Below are 14,734 nucleotides of genomic sequence, written 5' to 3' on the forward strand. Positions count from 1 at the left end.
GCGGAGAAGTTTGTTTGTTTCCATCAGTATGGATCTACAATCACGTTAGGAAAAGCGATCTTTTCCGACGAATATTCGTTATCCATTCCGATCTTTTGGAGGCCGACTTGCTGGATGTCCGCAGGCTCCGTTTGCTGCACGAGTTAAAGATCCGCGGAACGCTCGCCGAGGTGGCCGACGCGATGCAGTACAGCCCGTCATCGGTGTCGCAGCAGCTGACCCTCCTGGAGAAGGAGGCCGGGGTTGAACTGCTCCGCAAAGCCGGGCGCAGGGTCCAGCTGACCCCGCAGGCGGAGATCCTCGTAGCCCACACCGCGGCACTCCTGGAGACCTTGGAAAAGGCCGAAACCGACTTGGCAGCTTCTCTGTCGATGGTGACGGGAACCGTGCGCCTGGCCGTGTTCCAGTCCGCCGCACTGGCCCTGCTCCCCGGTTTCCTCACCATCATGCGGCAGGAGTACCCGGAGGTGCGCGTCGAAATGACCCAGCGCGAACCCGAAACGGCCCTGTACGAAACCTGGGCGCGGGACTTCGACCTGGTGGTTGCCGAGCAATACCCGGGCCATGCCGCTCCGCACCACAGCGGCCTGGACCGCGTCATCCTCACCAGCGATGCCATCCGGCTTGCCACTCCCCCGGTGGGACTTGGCGGCGAAGCCGTCTCCACCCTGGCCGACACCGCCACGATGCCCTGGGTCATGGAACCCCGCGGCGCAGCCTCCCGGCATTGGGCCGAGCAGGCCTGCCGTTCCGCGGGCTTCGAACCCGACGTCCGGTATGAAACAGCCGACCTCCAAGCACAGATCCGGCTCATTGAATCCGGAAACGCCGTAGCGCTCATGCCCGACCTCGTCTGGACCGGACGCACCCGGACCGTTCAATTGCTGGACCTCCCTGGGCTGCCGAAGCGAACCGTGTTCACCTCCACCCGCACTGCCGGCCGGATCCACCCGGCCACGGCGGCCTGCCGGGAAGTTCTGGAGCGCGTGGCAGCGGCGCAGCAACTGGACGCGGAGCAGCAGGCTGACGCCGGGTAACTCCCGGATACGCAAAAGGCCCCAGTCCGAGGACTGGGGCCAAACGCGGAGAATGGGGGATTTGAACCCCCGAGGGCGTTAACCCAACACGCGTTCCAGGCGTGCGCCATAGGCCGCTAGGCGAATTCTCCTTGCTTCCGATTCGAAAGCAGATACTACTGTACCTGAGAATTTCAGCATCGCGTAATCGGCCCAAACCCGGGCTCTCGGAGGGGGTGACAAAGAGGCGCTTAACGGAAAAATGGACGCCCCCAACGCGCCCATTCTTGCGGTACATCGTTGAGCCACCGGGTCCGGCCCCTCGCCCCCAGGCCCCGCAGCTCACAACCTTGAGATTGCCCCAATCGGTGTACATACCCATGGTCCGCCGCGAACCTCGGATTTGCAATGGTTGAGACCTGTTTGTAGCCGAAGTTGCTGACAAGATGTCTGCATGACGCAGCTTCATGCACTGGTGGTTTACGTACCTGAGACGCATATTGAGGAAGTTCTCCTGGCCATCGGTGATGCCGGCGCGGGACGGATCGGCGACTACTCACACTGTGCCTTCACTTCCCCAGGCACAGGCCGCTTCACACCGTTGCCGGGGGCGCGCCCATTCATTGGCGAGGTGTCGATTGAGCAGCAAGTGCCGGAAATCAGGGTGGAGTGCGTGGTGGAGGAGGAAATTCTCGACGGCGTTGTACTGGCTTTGCGGGCTTCTCACCCTTACGAGGAACCCGCCTTCATGACGTGGCCGGTGAACGGCTGGCGGTAGATCCGCGCAGCCCAGCCACCCGCCGTCGAGCCGTATCCACAGCCGTCGATGGCCGATTCGAACCCCGCCCCGAGTTCGGGTAAGCTTGTCGACGGCCCCTCATGTGGCGTCATCCTGTTGAACTCCCCCAGGACCGGAAGGTAGCAAGGGTAGATGGGCTCTGGCGGGTGCATGAGGGGTCTCTTATTTAAATGTCAGTCCCTATAGGTAGGTTTCACTTGTGACTGTTACAACTGCCCTGTATCGACGGTATCGGCCCGACTCTTTCGCGGACGTTATCGGGCAGGAACACGTCACAGAGCCGCTGATGACGGCGCTCCGCAAGAACCGCGTGAACCACGCCTACCTCTTCTCCGGCCCCCGCGGCTGTGGCAAGACCACGTCAGCGCGCATCCTTGCCCGCTGCCTGAACTGCGCCGAGGGCCCCACTGACACGCCCTGCGGCAAATGCCCCAGCTGCATCGAACTGGCCCGTGGCGGATCCGGGTCGCTGGACGTCATTGAGATTGACGCCGCCAGCCACGGTGGCGTGGACGACGCCCGCGACCTCCGCGAGCGGGCAACCTTCGCCCCGGTCCGTGACCGCTACAAGATCTTCATCATTGACGAGGCCCACATGGTCACGTCCGCCGGCTTCAACGCGCTCCTGAAGATCGTCGAGGAGCCGCCGGAACACATCAAGTTCATCTTCGCCACCACCGAGCCGGACAAGGTCATCGGCACCATCCGCTCCCGCACGCACCACTACCCGTTCCGGCTGGTGCCCCCGGAGCCGCTCATGCAATACCTTGAGCTGCTCTGCCAGCAGGAGAACGTCCCCGTGGCTCCAGGGGTGCTATCCCTGGTGATCCGCGCTGGTGGCGGTTCGGTCCGTGACACCCTTTCCGTGCTGGACCAGCTCATGGCCGGCGCCGGGCCGAACGGCCTGGACTACGAGCTCGCTGTTGCCCTCCTCGGCTACACCCATGCGTCCCTGCTGGACGACATCGTGGATGCCATTGCAGCTTCGGATGCCGCAGTGGTCTTCAAAGCAGTGGACCGCGTCATCCAGACGGGCCACGACCCCCGGCGTTTCGTCGAAGACCTTTTGGAACGCTTCCGCGACCTGATCATTGTTCAGGCGATGCCCGAGAGCGCCCAAGCCATCCTCCGCGGCATGCCCGCCGACCAGATCGCCCGTATGCGCAACCAGGCCACTAACCTTGGCGCAGCGGAACTTTCCCGCGCGGCGGATGTCACCAACACCGCACTGACGGAAATGACCGGCGCTACGTCGCCGCGGCTTCACCTTGAACTCCTGTGCGCTCGAATTCTCCTCCCCAGCTCGGAGCAGACCGAACGGGGTATCGCTGCGCGCATCGACCGCGTGGAACGTCGCCTGAACTACGCGGGCGACGCCGGAATGCCGGCTGTTGCTGCTGCCCCGCCTGCCGCCGTGGCTTCGGTGGAAGCAGCACCGAACGTTCCCGCACCGGTGGTTGCTGCTCCGGAGCCCACCCGGCCGGAACCGACCCCTGTGCAGGAACCTGCAGCACCGTCGGCCTCCCAGCCATCGGCTCCTGCAACTCCTGAGCCGGCCGTCGCCGCAGTCAACCGCGACCCCATCACGGCGCCACGGGTTTCCACCAACGATTGGCCTGTGGAGGAACGGTCGACTGCCGGCCGCGCACCGCAGGCTGTCGCACCTCAACCATCGCCACAGGCGCAGCCTGCGGTTCCTGCACACGCTGCGCCGGCTCCAGCTCAAGCCGCTCCTCCTGCACAGGCTGCGCCTGCTCCCGCCCAAACCCCGGCGCCACAATCGGCACCCGCTCCTGCAGGGGCTGGGGACGTAGAAGCCCTTCGCCGCGCCTGGCCGGACGTCCTCCAGACGTTGACCAAGATCAAGCGCAGCACCTGGGCGCTGGTGGAGCCCAACGCCCAGGTGGCCCAGTTCGACGGCCAACTGCTCACTTTGGCGTTCACTACCGGCGGTTTGGCCGGCGCCTTCGGACGCGCAGACCACTCCGAAAACCTTCGCCAAGCAATCCACAAGACCCTGGGCATTGATTGCCAGATCGTCGCGGTGGCCGGCGGCAACAGCTCAGCGAGCTCTGAGCCAAACCCAAAAGCACCTACTAGCCGGGACACCCCGGCGTCGGCAGGCGGTGGAGCGGCAAGTGTTGCGCCAGTGCCCGACGCAGCAGCACCAGCGGGAGCCTCTCCAGCCGCCGTCTCAGCGGTCGACTCCGCCTGGGGTCTTGCGCCGGCGGGTACTCCCGCGTCGGAGGCATCCCCGATTGCCCCGTCGCCGGAACCTGCCCACATGCCAACGAGCCCGGCTGCGCCCGCTTCGACCCCACGGGCGCTTGCTGATACCGCGGTGAAAACCGAAGCTACGGCGCAGGTTGCATCCGTGTCGCAGGGTGCCTCCGTGTCGCCAGCCGAACGTCCGGCACCGGCTGGATCCGTGGTGCCCGCAGTATCGCAGCCAGCCGAACCCGCACCGCAGCCCTCAACGCAGGGAGCGGCTCAGGCCACCTCCACCTCGGCCGGCGACTACTCCTACCCGGATGACGATTGGGGCCCACCCCTCGACGAGGACGCGCCTCCACTGGATGAGGAGCCCCCTGCGGACTGGGAGCCGCCGTCCGGATACGGCCGTCCTGGCACAAGTACAGGCACAGCACCGTCCCCGGTTGCAGCACCAACTTCGGATGGAGAACCGTCCCCGGCCAAGCCTTCACCAGCCAGGGCACCCAGCACTCCGGGGGCGCCCTCCAGCACCTCCGAGGACCCGTGGTCCAGAGCGGTCGAGAAGGCGCCGGGAACATGGGTAGTTGGCACGGAGTCGAACGTGGGCAGGCAGCCGCAGGCCACGGAGGAGACCGCTGCCGTTGCAGTGGACACCCCGGACTACAAGCCCGCTGCGGCCCAGGTTCCCGAAGCTGCAGCCGGAACGTACGGCCATCCAACCGGACCGGACGCTCCCGCAGGGTCGAGCTGGGACGTCGCTCCGACGTCGAGCTGGCCCGCACCCCAAGCCACGGCAACGCAGGCCACCGGCAGCGCCCCCGCGACATGGCCTTCCTTGGCCGCGCAGCCGGTTGAAGCGCACGGTTCCGTTGCCACGCTCGAGGAGGGTCCGGCGTCGGGCAGTCCCAACGGTCGTCAAAGCCTGTACCAGCGGCTGACCAACAGCCCTGAGGCACAGGCTGGTCGCGTCCAGGCGCCGGCCAGGACCCAGGCAGCCCCCACGGCGACTGCGGAGGACATCCCGAGCCCTGAGGACGAAACCATCGAGGAATCGAGGGTCTTTGGGCGGGCTGCAGTGGAGCGTATTCTGGGCGGAAAGCTGATCGAAGAGCGCGCCTTGGACGGTTCTCCCCTGCACAACCGCTGATTGCAGCATTGATTTCAACCAAATGAGGACATTGTGTACGAAGGTGCAGTTCAGGAGCTGATTGACGAGCTCGGCCGGCTTCCCGGTGTGGGCCCCAAATCAGCGCAGCGCCTGGCGTTCCACATCCTGGAGGCTGATCCAGAGGACATGAAGCGTCTGGTAACGGCCATCACCACGGTTAAGGAACGGGTGAAGTTCTGCTCGGTCTGCTTCAACGTGACCGAGCAGGAGACCTGCAACATTTGCCGGGATCCGCGCAGGGACCCGTCGGTCATCTGCGTGGTTGAGGAGTCCAAGGACGTCCTGGCCGTTGAGCGGACCCGGTCCTTCCGTGGCCGGTACCACGTGCTGGGTGGCGCCATCAATCCGATCGCTGGCATCGGTCCGGAGCAGTTGCGGATCCGCGAGCTCCTGACCCGATTGAATGATGGCGCCATCCAGGAGATCATCATCGCCACCGACCCCAACCTTGAGGGCGAAGCCACGGCTACCTACCTGGCACGTATGTTGAAGTCCATTGGGATCGCGGTGACGCGGCTGGCATCCGGGCTACCCGTGGGTGGCGACCTCGAGTACGCCGACGAAGTCACGCTGGGCCGGGCCTTCGAGGGAAGGCGCAACGCACTGTTGTAGCTTCGGTTGCCCGCAGTAGTCAGCCGACGGTAGTGGTGCCGTCTTCGTGGGTGTAGATTACCCGGCCCTTCTCGTCCACTGGGAAGTCTTCGATCACCTTGTCCGTGGCAGTGTCGATGATGACTATGGAGCTGGCTGGCCACGTTGGGTCTGGCACCACCACGTATGTGGCATCTGCGGCTGTGAGCACTTGTCCGGCTGCGCTCCTCGCCATGTTAGAGTAGTCAACGATCTTCCCGGTGTTGGTGTTGACCGCAACGGTCTCTGCCGGGCCCGCCGGAGTGCCGTCCAAATGCGTTGAATTCCACCAACCTTCGTAACCCCCGATGGGCCGGTCTGCCACCGGCCCCTTGAAGTGTGAAGCGTCATCTTGAACGGTGGTGGCGTTCGCCTGGATTCCGACGGCGACAACTGTCGCTATCGCAACGGCCGCGCCTACTGCACCCAGTACCAGTTTCATGTTTTCCCCCTTGATAATGCGTGACATGATCATGCCGCCACGACGTTTTAACTCGTGAATCCTGGACGTCACCGACGAACTCGCGGCCCCAAAAAGCACTGCAGAAGTGGAAATCCCCATCCCCGGTCCGTCAAGGAGGTCGGCCCTCCATTGCTCTTCCCGTAAGGACCGGAGGTGCGCTGGCGTCAGCGCCAGGCAAACGGTCAGAATCGCCTCGTCCAGCCTCACGTGGCCCTCCAGGAACCCTCGCTGAAAGCCGGGGTCGGACGTGCCGCCGATGCCGCTTTGGACCTTTGGGCCCTGACGAACTCCTGCGCCAGCGGACGTGCCTCAGCAACGAGGCGGTAGTAGCGCCGCCGAGGTCCCTTGCGGTCTTCCGCCGTTTCCCATTCCCCCTGGACCCAGCCAGCGCCTTCGAGTCGCTCCAAAATCGGATAGACCGTGCCGGGCTTTTTGCCGGTGTCTTTGACTATCTGAAGCCCCCACACGCTTTCGGCGGCGAGCAAGGCCTCCAGAACAAGCGCCGTGGCTGGCGTGACCCGCCCCAAACTTTCCATGGCTCTAATCTAGCTATATAGATATAGAAGTCAAGAGGAGCCTGGGGCAGTCAGGAAATGCCCGCCCTCCGCGCCTCCAACCAACGCCCTGAAATGGTGAGTAGCGCAGCAAATGCGGCCTGTCCTGCAAAGCCGGCGAAAGCCACGGGCACCGGCGGCGCGAGCCCGGCACTTGATTCTCCGTCCAGGCAAGGGACTTCGCGGGACGGGCCGTCGGCGGCGTACTGGAGGCCGGCCAACATCCATCCGACGACGTGGTCAGGGGGCACAAACTGGGCTCCAATACTCCCCAGGAGCAGCGCAGGATTCGATGCCGCAAGCCATGCCACGCGTTCCGTATGCACCACCTCCACCTCGTGCAGGCTGCCAACACACTCGTATGCAGTGATCCTCCCCGCGTCGTCCCTCTCCACGTTCACGGGCACTGAGGCGCCGCCCATCTCACTGGTTCCGGCAAGCAGCAACAGAGTGAGCGCGCCATTCCCGAGGCAAAGGAACATCGTCACCACCCCAGCCAGGACGCCCGCCGGAACGGTAGAGGCAAAGCAAGCCCGCGCACCTCCGCCCATGAGGCCGAACAGTCCCACCTCCAGGACAATCACGACGGCGGCCGCCCCAGCCAGCGCTGGCGGCCCACCCGTGTTGAAACCCACGATCAGCAGGACCACACATGACAGCGCAGCGAAAACGACTCCACGGATGGTCGCTGCGAGGAAGCGGACCAGAATGCTCGACCAGGCATGCCGGAAGCCACAGATGACACCCAGTATCGCGGCGGCCAAGGCCAGGAATCCAGCCATAAAGACGTAGGTGGCACCCAAGACGTCCGAGTCGAACCCTTCGAGCGATTGCACCCAGGCAACCATTGCAGCGGCAACGCCACCTGCAAAGGCGATGGCGCAACAGCAGCCCAGCCAAAACCACCAGGAGAACAACGAATTCCGGGCATCCCGCCAAGCCAGTTTCAGGGCAGTTTTGACGACGGCCGCAGGCGGTGGTTCCGAACCACCGCTGGATGAAGTCACCCGCGGCTGATCGTCAACCAATCCACCGCCGATGACCTCGTACTCCGGCTCGTTTGCACCGGCACCCCGCTTGCCCGAACGGTCAGGAACGCCGGCCAAGGCACCACGCAATCCTCATGACGTGGATGGTACGCCTGGGCGTCACGCATCAACAGAGATGCCGGAAGAAGGTGGGACCATAGTTCATGGCCCAACTCCCCCGTTTCCCCAAGCGTCCGCAGCCCGTCACCCCGCTGAGCTGGCAGGAGTCGGTATGGGACTATCCAAGGCCTCCGGTGGTGCAGCACCGCTCGGAAAGGATTGTGGTCCGGCTCGGCGGCCGGATCATTGCGGACACCGTGGATTCGGTCAGGGTCCTCGAAACCAGCCACCCTCCCGTCTACTACCTGCCCTTCGAGGCGTTCCCTGCCGGAGTATTGATCCCGGTGGAAGGCGGAACTTTCTGCGAATTCAAGGGGATGGCGGCTTACTTCGACGTCGTGGCAAACAGTGTGGTCGCATCCCGCGGCGGGTGGACCTACCCGGAACCCACGCAGGGTTTCGAGGCTCTCAGAACACGGGTTGCCCTGTACCCGGGCCGTATGGAGTCATGCGAAATTGACGGCGAACCAGTAACGGCGCAATCTGGCGGTTTCTACGGGGGTTGGATCACTCGGCGCATTGTGGGGCCTTTCAAGGGTGAACCCGGCTCCGCAGGCTGGTGAGATCCCGAACACTGCCCCCCACGAACGCGTCAATGGAGGCCACTCGAGCTGTTATGCTATTCGATGGATAAACCATTCGTTCGGGGGATTCGGTTATGGGGATTGCTTTCGATGACGGCGCGGCCGATGCTCTAATCAGTGCTGCCGATTCCGCGGATGAGGCTCTACGCTCCGAGGGCGCGTTCCTGTCGGGAGCCATTGATCGTGTCATGGAGGATTTCAAAGGGGGCTACGCCCGCTTGTTCCTCCAGGCCTGTGCCGTCAGGGCTGATGACCGTGTCCGCCTTGCCAGTGTTCTCGCCGCGTTGGTGGAGGATGTCCAGGAAGCAAAGCTGCGGGCCGCGCGGGAGAAGTCGCGGCTGAAGAACCTCGCCGACTGGCAGCAACGCGCCGACATCCGTGAACAACAATTTCAGTCTTTCCTGAGTCCGTTGAGTGACCCCATGCCCGCGGAATGGCCGTTGCCCACACCGACGGTTTCAGCAGAATTCTCCCCAAGGGAGCGGACAAGGTTCGCCGGTGGATCGGGAGCCGGGACAAGCGCGGCGGACCCGGGAAAGCTGCGCGACTTCGTGTCCCAATCCCGAACCTCCACAAACATCCTCAGCAGTGAACTCGGACGTGTCCGCCACGCCTGGGGTAGTTTCACCGCTGCTTGTTCCTGGGTGAACAGCGGCAGCGTCACCTTCGTGTCCGGTTTCGAGCAGCTGCTCAGTGAGAACACTGCTGATGCTGGGTGGGTCGAACACATCGCCGCAGCATTTGAAGCAGCTGGCAGCGGCTCCATGGCTGACACCATCCTCAACAGCGTTCTCATTCAGTACGCCCCGCCACGCCAAGTGAGTTTGACCGACATCGGGGCCCTTAACGCTGCGCAACTAAAGGCGTGGCTGGCCACCCCAGCTAACAGGGACCGGCTTCAGGGGCTGCTCGAGCAACCAGGGCTGGACCCTGTGATGATTGCCAAGTGGTGGGCCGGACTCGGCCAGACGGTCGCCAGCGGGACAATCGAACCCGGCGAGGCCCAGCTTTTTCTGATCCAGACCCTTCCCGGAGTCATCGGGAACCTGAACGGTGTCACCGCCACTGCCCGGGACAAGGCCAATCGCATACGCCTCGCCACCGAGGACGAGCGCATCAAAGACGAACTCACCAAAACGCCTCAATTCCTGCCCGCAAGCCAAGGCCTGTCCGTGACCAACCCTGCATGGACACGGCTGCAAACGCAGCAAAAGGCCCTCAATGGCATCGGTGAGGCCTTGACGAACGCCGGGGCCGCGGATGTTGCTGTTTTGCTCGGATTCGATCTTACCCACGGCTCCCCCAAGGCACAGGTCTCTGCTGGCAACCCGGACACGGCTGACAACGTCACCTACGCCGTCTCCGGTATGAACATCACCCCGCAGAGCGGTTTCAACGACTGGGCGTTCAACGCCGCGAACCTTCAGGCGCAACAAAAGTTGCTCTCTAGGGATAAGTCTTTCGCTGTGGTGGCATGGATCAACTACGAACCGCCCACGGTTCCGAGCGTGAACAGTGGCGATGCCGCCCGCGCCGGCGCCGACCGCTTCGTCACAGACCTTCAGGGCTTCAACGCCGTCAGAGAAAGCTTGGGCAACAGGACCCCGGAGACTCTGAACGTGCTGGCTCATTCCTACGGCACCACGGTGACCTCAGACGCCCTTGCCGCCGCGGAATTGAACGTCGCTTCCTTCACGATGCTCGGCTCCGCCGGCATCGAAAAGGAGATCCGAAACGCCGGTGAACTCCACGTGCGTCCCGGGCAGGTCTATGCCAGCCACGCCAGTGGCGATGGGCTGGCCCAAATGGGCCGCTTCCTGCGCCAGGATCCGCGCCTGGAATCCTTCGATGCGAAAGTGTTCTCCTCGGAATCAGCCACGATTGACGGGACCCGCTACCACGGCACCACCGAACACAACACCCTGGTACACAGAAAAGACGGCGACGGATACGGCTACCTGGACAAAGGAACCACCGCCCTGTACGAAGCTGCCCTCACAACGACCGGCCACGGAGACCGTACCCTTCCAGGCGCGCGGCCTGTCTCGCCGCCGGCCGGATTTGCTGGCCGATGAACAAGTCCGAAAGAGTGAACCTCATGTCCTATGAACCCAAGGCCCGTCTCAGGACCCGCTATGTCCTTACCGGCTTGCTAAGCATGCTCTTGGCGCTGAGCGCCTGCACCCCCACCACCACGGAGAAACCGATGACCGGCCCAAACGACCCCAGCGACCCTGCTACCGTCAAAGCCCAGGTCGAAGAACTCAAACAAGCCCTCGCGGATCTCCACGCCTTCAAAACCGAAACCCAACAAGTCATTGGGACCCAAAAATGGGTCGACGAGGGCCTCCGAAATGGCCCCTGCAGCACGTCCGGCGGGGAAGACGGCGTGAACTACATCGTCCTGAGCCAAACCCCCGACCCAGTCGACCTTGAAGCCTCAGTCAGCGCCGTCAAAACGTTCTGGGAATCCAAAGGCTTCACCACCCGCACTGAAACCAACCCCAAAGACCCAGGCCTCATCCGCCTATACGCCGATCAGAACGGCGGACAACTCATGTCCTACTACGCAAACATCAAAGGCTCCGGCCTGGAAATGGACAGCGCCTGCATCGCAGGAGACCAAACCGCGATCTACAAAGAGCTCTATCCCGAAAACTTCGGCCTCCCGTCCAATCCCAGCCCCTCCGATACTGGCAAATAGACCTCCCAGGTAGAAGACGTTGCGGAAAGGTGAAGCTCATGCCCTTTGAACCCAAGGCCCCGGTAAGGGCAAGCCGCATACTCGCCGGACTGTTCTTTGCTGCTATTGCGCTGAGCGCCTGCACGCCCACCACCACGGAGAAACCATTGACCGGCCCAAACAACCCCAGCGACCCTGCCACCGTCAAAGCCCAGGTCGAAGAACTCAAACAAGCCCTCGCCGATGTCCACGCCTTCAAAACCGAAACCCAACACACCATCGGAACCCAAAAATGGGTCGATAAGGGCACTCGAAACATGCACTGCACCACACCAGACGGGCAAGAAGGCGTGAATTACAGCATCATGAGCCAAACAATGGAAACCCTCGACTTGGAAGCCTCGGTCAACGTCGTCAAGACATTTTGGGAATCCCAGGGCTTCACCACCCGCGTCGAATCCAACCCACGGGACCCAGGAGTCATCCGCCTCTACGCCGACGAGAACGGCGGACACCTCATATCCTTCACCGCCAACATCAAAGGCTCCGGCCTGGAAATGGACAGCTCCTGCATCGCAGGAGACCAAACCGCGATCTACAAAGAGCTCTATCCCGAAAACTTCGGTCTCCCTTCCCATCCCAGCCCCTCAACTACCGGCAAATAGAACCCCGAGGTAGAAGTCGTCACGGAAAAGCTGAAGCTCATGCCCTTTGAACCCGAGGCCCCGGTAAGGGCAAGCAGCATACTCGCCGGACTGTTCTGCGCGGCCATTGCGCTGAGCGGCTGCACGCCCACCACCAGGGATTACCCCAGTGACCCTGCAACCGTCAAAGCCCAGGTCCAAGAACTCAAACAAGCCCTCGCAGACCTCAACGCTTTCAAAACCGAAACCCAGAAAGTTATCGGGCCTCAAAAATGGGCCGACACGGACAAACCTGCCAACAGTTCCTGCAGCACACCCGACGGGCAAGACGGAGTGAATTACAGCATCCTGACCCAAACCCCCGACCCCGTCGACCTTGAAGCTTCCGTCAACGCCGTCAAAAAGTTCTGGGAATCCAAAGGCTTCACCACCCGCACCGAAACCAACCCCAAAGACCCGGGACTCATCCGCCTCTACGCCGATCAGAATGGCGGACAACTCATGTCCTACTACGCAAACATCAAAGGCTCCGGCTTGGAAATGGACACTGTCTGCATCGCCGGAGACCAAACTGCGATCTACAAAGAGCTCTATCCCGAAAACTTCGGGGCCTCTCCCACCGCCAAGTAGAACCGCGACCCGACGCCCACAGGATGCTGCTGGTCCAACAAGCCCTGGCCGCCATGTGGTCACAATTCCTGCCAGCACTGCCCGCGGCGATAAACTGGGGAAATAAGCTACGCAGGCGTGTTCCAATGCCACATTGGCAGGCCGCGTTCGAACCCTATTGATGCAGTGAGGGTGCGCGCATGACTATGCCCACTACCGAAGTGAAGATCGACGAGCTCTCCAACGAGGCTGCCATTACCAAGCAGCTGATCGTGCAGAAGTTCGGCGGCTCCTCGGTTGCCGATGCCGATGGCATCAAGCGGGTCGCACAGCGCGTCGTGGATGCGCAGAAGGCCGGCAACGAGGTTGTGGTTGTTGTCTCCGCGATGGGCGACACCACCGATGAACTCCTGGACCTCGCGAGCCAGGTCACGGACTCCGCTCCGGCCCGTGAGATGGACATGCTCCTGTCCGCCGGCGAACGTATTTCCATGGCCCTGCTTGCCATGGCCATCAACAAGTTCGGTGCCTCGGCGCAGTCCTTCACGGGTTCCCAGGCCGGAATGATCACGGACGGCATCCACGGCAAGGCGCGAATTATCGACGTCGACCCGCACCGTATCCGGACGGCTTTGGACAAGGGCCACATCGCCATCGTCGCTGGTTTCCAGGGCATGAGCCGCGCTACCCATGAGATCACCACGTTGGGCCGGGGCGGCTCGGACACCACTGCCGTTGCCCTGGCGGCGGCCCTCGAAGCCGATGTTTGCGAAATCTACACGGATGTGGACGGCATCTACACTGCCGATCCCCGCGTAGTGACCAGCGCCCAGAAGATCGACCGTATTTCCAGTGAAGAAATGCTGGAGTTGGCTGCTTCCGGCGCCAAGATCCTGCACCTCCGTTGCGTGGAGTATGCACGTCGTTTCGGTGTGCCGCTGCACGTCCGTTCGTCATTCAGCCAGAACGAAGGCACGTGGGTCATCCCGGGCGCCGAAGAAAAGTTCACGATTCAAGAGGGAGTTGCCTTGGAGCAGCCAATCATCTCCGGCGTTGCGCACGACCGGTCCGAAGCCAAGGTCACCGTTGTGGGCGTTCCGGACATCCCCGGCAAGGCTGCTGCGATCTTCCAGGTGATCGCCGATGCGCACTCGAACATCGACATGATCGTCCAGAACGTCTCGACGCACGGCACAGGCCGTACGGACATCTCGTTCACGCTCCCCATAGTCGAAGGTGCGGACGCCTTGGCCGCCCTGCGTGCCGCCGAGGGCCAGATCGGCTTCGAAAGCATCGAATACAACGAGCACGTCGGCAAGCTTTCGCTGATTGGCGCGGGCATGCGTTCGCACCCCGGCGTGTCGGCCACGTTCTTCAAGGCCCTTTCCGACGCCGGCATCAACATCGATATGATTTCCACCTCGGAGATCCGCATCTCTGTCGTGACCAGCGCTGATGCGCTGGATGACGCCGTCCGCGCCATCCACAACGCTTTCGAGCTCGACGGCGACGCCGAGGCTACCGTTTACGGCGGCACCGGCCGCTAAGGAAACGCTTCGGGCGACGAGCCCAAGAGAGCAACAGGTAACGCCGTTCTGGTCCTTCAGAACGGCGTTTTCTGTTCCTCAGTCAGATGCTTGCGGGGGCAGCAGCAGCACATCGATGAGCTGCCGCAGGCCTTCGGCCATGTCGACGTCCTTGTCGTAGAGCCACTGCAGCTGGAGTCCATCGAAAGCGGCAACTGTCAGCCGGGCCAGCATGACGGGGTCGACGTCGGTGCGGACTTCGCCGGCAGCCTGGCGCCGCTGAACGTCGGCGGCGATGTCCTGCACCACCGTCTCGTAACGCGCTTTGAAGTAGCCATGCGAGTCGTGTTCCGGGTGGTTGGCCGTGGCTGAGGCAACTGCGTAGAGCGTCGTCAGGCCCGGCTCCCGGCGGTTGCGCTCTGCAATGGTGGCCATGAGGCCCAAACCAACGTCTTCCTGTCCGCTGCCGACCAGGGACCGGCGGTCTCGTTCGGCCAGGACGGCCGTTAGGAGCTCCTGCTTCCCCTTGAAGTAGTGGAACAGGGTGGCTTCCTTCACTCCCACCAGCTCCGCCACGCGCTTGAGGGCCGTACCTTCAAAGCCTTCCGTGGCGAAGACGTCTGTTGCTGTCTGGATGATCTGTTCGCGGCGTTCCGCTCCCTTGGCGTACTGGCCGCGGGCCCTCGAATTAGGCAT

Annotated in this window: 14 protein-coding genes, 1 tRNA gene and 1 other RNA gene; 11 read left to right on the forward strand and 5 right to left on the reverse strand. The window is 62.9% G+C overall.

All coding sequences use genetic code 11. The annotated features are described in order from the left end of the window. Positions 1 to 107: 107 nt before the first annotated feature. A complete protein-coding gene (locus ACNQOP_RS03955; protein WP_416403399.1) occupies positions 108 to 1,037 on the forward strand; it encodes a LysR substrate-binding domain-containing protein in 930 nt (309 codons plus the stop codon). Positions 1,038 to 1,083: 46 nt separating this feature from the next. Here ACNQOP_RS03955 and ACNQOP_RS03960 read toward each other — a convergent pair. After that, positions 1,084 to 1,168, reverse strand: a tRNA-Ser gene (locus ACNQOP_RS03960). Positions 1,169 to 1,470: 302 nt separating this feature from the next. Between ACNQOP_RS03960 and ACNQOP_RS03965 the strand changes: the two genes are divergently transcribed. The 4 genes from ACNQOP_RS03965 (at position 1,471) to recR (ending at position 5,809) form a co-directional block, all read left to right on the forward strand. Further along, entirely contained in the window at positions 1,471 to 1,794 is a 324-nt protein-coding gene (locus ACNQOP_RS03965; protein WP_235519769.1) for a hypothetical protein, read from the forward strand. Positions 1,795 to 1,884: 90 nt separating this feature from the next. Next, positions 1,885 to 1,981, forward strand: an RNA gene (ffs, locus tag ACNQOP_RS03970) — signal recognition particle sRNA small type. Between the two features lie 33 nt (positions 1,982 to 2,014). Next, entirely contained in the window at positions 2,015 to 5,176 is a 3,162-nt protein-coding gene (locus tag ACNQOP_RS03975; protein WP_416403400.1) for a DNA polymerase III subunit gamma and tau, read from the forward strand. A gap of 33 nt (positions 5,177 to 5,209) precedes the next feature. Then, on the forward strand, positions 5,210 to 5,809 hold the full coding sequence (gene recR, locus ACNQOP_RS03980) for a recombination mediator RecR (RefSeq protein WP_026541824.1): 600 nt from the start codon (positions 5,210 to 5,212) through the stop codon (positions 5,807 to 5,809). A gap of 19 nt (positions 5,810 to 5,828) precedes the next feature. Here recR and ACNQOP_RS03985 read toward each other — a convergent pair whose 3' ends face one another. From ACNQOP_RS03985 to ACNQOP_RS03995, 3 genes are all read right to left on the reverse strand, one after another. Beyond that, a complete protein-coding gene (locus tag ACNQOP_RS03985) occupies positions 5,829 to 6,269 on the reverse strand; it encodes a hypothetical protein (protein WP_416403401.1) in 441 nt (146 codons plus the stop codon). Positions 6,270 to 6,493: 224 nt separating this feature from the next. Further along, a complete protein-coding gene (locus tag ACNQOP_RS03990) occupies positions 6,494 to 6,826 on the reverse strand; it encodes a PadR family transcriptional regulator (protein WP_416403402.1) in 333 nt (110 codons plus the stop codon). 50 nt (positions 6,827 to 6,876) lie between these two features. Next, positions 6,877 to 7,950, reverse strand: a complete 1,074-nt coding sequence (locus tag ACNQOP_RS03995; protein ID WP_416403403.1) for a hypothetical protein — start codon at positions 7,948 to 7,950, stop codon at positions 6,877 to 6,879. 86 nt (positions 7,951 to 8,036) lie between these two features. Between ACNQOP_RS03995 and ACNQOP_RS04000 the strand changes: the two genes are divergently transcribed. The 6 genes from ACNQOP_RS04000 (at position 8,037) to ACNQOP_RS04025 (ending at position 14,059) form a co-directional block, all read left to right on the forward strand. Then, complete coding sequence (locus ACNQOP_RS04000) at positions 8,037 to 8,555, forward strand: DUF427 domain-containing protein (RefSeq protein WP_235519764.1); 519 nt, start codon at positions 8,037 to 8,039, stop codon at positions 8,553 to 8,555. 95 nt (positions 8,556 to 8,650) lie between these two features. Further along, positions 8,651 to 10,651: an alpha/beta hydrolase gene (locus tag ACNQOP_RS04005; protein ID WP_416403404.1), complete on the forward strand. Its 2,001-nt coding sequence runs from the start codon at positions 8,651 to 8,653 to the stop codon at positions 10,649 to 10,651. Between the two features lie 23 nt (positions 10,652 to 10,674). Then, positions 10,675 to 11,280, forward strand: a complete 606-nt coding sequence (locus ACNQOP_RS04010; protein ID WP_235519762.1) for a hypothetical protein — start codon at positions 10,675 to 10,677, stop codon at positions 11,278 to 11,280. A 38-nt stretch (positions 11,281 to 11,318) separates the two neighbouring features. After that, positions 11,319 to 11,924 carry a hypothetical protein gene (locus ACNQOP_RS04015; RefSeq protein ID WP_416403405.1) on the forward strand — a complete coding sequence of 202 codons (606 nt, stop codon included), beginning with the start codon at positions 11,319 to 11,321 and terminating at the stop codon, positions 11,922 to 11,924. A 39-nt stretch (positions 11,925 to 11,963) separates the two neighbouring features. Next, positions 11,964 to 12,533: a hypothetical protein gene (locus ACNQOP_RS04020; protein ID WP_257370512.1), complete on the forward strand. Its 570-nt coding sequence runs from the start codon at positions 11,964 to 11,966 to the stop codon at positions 12,531 to 12,533. A gap of 179 nt (positions 12,534 to 12,712) precedes the next feature. Continuing rightward, positions 12,713 to 14,059 (forward strand): aspartate kinase, encoded by a 1,347-nt coding sequence (locus ACNQOP_RS04025; RefSeq protein WP_235519758.1) that lies wholly within the window; start codon positions 12,713 to 12,715, stop codon positions 14,057 to 14,059. A 78-nt stretch (positions 14,060 to 14,137) separates the two neighbouring features. Here the strand turns inward: ACNQOP_RS04025 and ACNQOP_RS04030 are convergent, their stop codons facing one another. After that, positions 14,138 to 14,734: a TetR/AcrR family transcriptional regulator gene (locus ACNQOP_RS04030; protein ID WP_416403406.1), complete on the reverse strand. Its 597-nt coding sequence runs from the start codon at positions 14,732 to 14,734 to the stop codon at positions 14,138 to 14,140.

The sequence above is a fragment of the Arthrobacter sp. LFS091 genome, assembly GCF_047977885.1.
Taxonomy (GTDB): Bacteria; Actinomycetota; Actinomycetes; order Actinomycetales; family Micrococcaceae; genus Arthrobacter.

Excerpts from the sequence above, each read along its gene's own strand:
- ACNQOP_RS03965 (WP_235519769.1), top strand. The coding sequence starts at position 1,471 with ATGACGCAGCTTCATGCACTGGTGGTTTACGTACCTGAGACGCATATT.
- ACNQOP_RS03985 (WP_416403401.1), bottom strand. The coding sequence starts at position 6,269 with ATGAAACTGGTACTGGGTGCAGTAGGCGCGGCCGTTGCGATAGCGACA.
- ACNQOP_RS03990 (WP_416403402.1), bottom strand. The coding sequence starts at position 6,826 with ATGGAAAGTTTGGGGCGGGTCACGCCAGCCACGGCGCTTGTTCTGGAG.
- ACNQOP_RS04000 (WP_235519764.1), top strand. The coding sequence starts at position 8,037 with ATGGCCCAACTCCCCCGTTTCCCCAAGCGTCCGCAGCCCGTCACCCCG.
- ACNQOP_RS04005 (WP_416403404.1), top strand. The coding sequence starts at position 8,651 with ATGGGGATTGCTTTCGATGACGGCGCGGCCGATGCTCTAATCAGTGCT.
- ACNQOP_RS04010 (WP_235519762.1), top strand. The coding sequence starts at position 10,675 with ATGTCCTATGAACCCAAGGCCCGTCTCAGGACCCGCTATGTCCTTACC.
- ACNQOP_RS04015 (WP_416403405.1), top strand. The coding sequence starts at position 11,319 with ATGCCCTTTGAACCCAAGGCCCCGGTAAGGGCAAGCCGCATACTCGCC.
- ACNQOP_RS04020 (WP_257370512.1), top strand. The coding sequence starts at position 11,964 with ATGCCCTTTGAACCCGAGGCCCCGGTAAGGGCAAGCAGCATACTCGCC.
- ACNQOP_RS04025 (WP_235519758.1), top strand. The coding sequence starts at position 12,713 with ATGACTATGCCCACTACCGAAGTGAAGATCGACGAGCTCTCCAACGAG.
- ACNQOP_RS04030 (WP_416403406.1), bottom strand. The coding sequence starts at position 14,734 with ATGCCTAATTCGAGGGCCCGCGGCCAGTACGCCAAGGGAGCGGAACGC.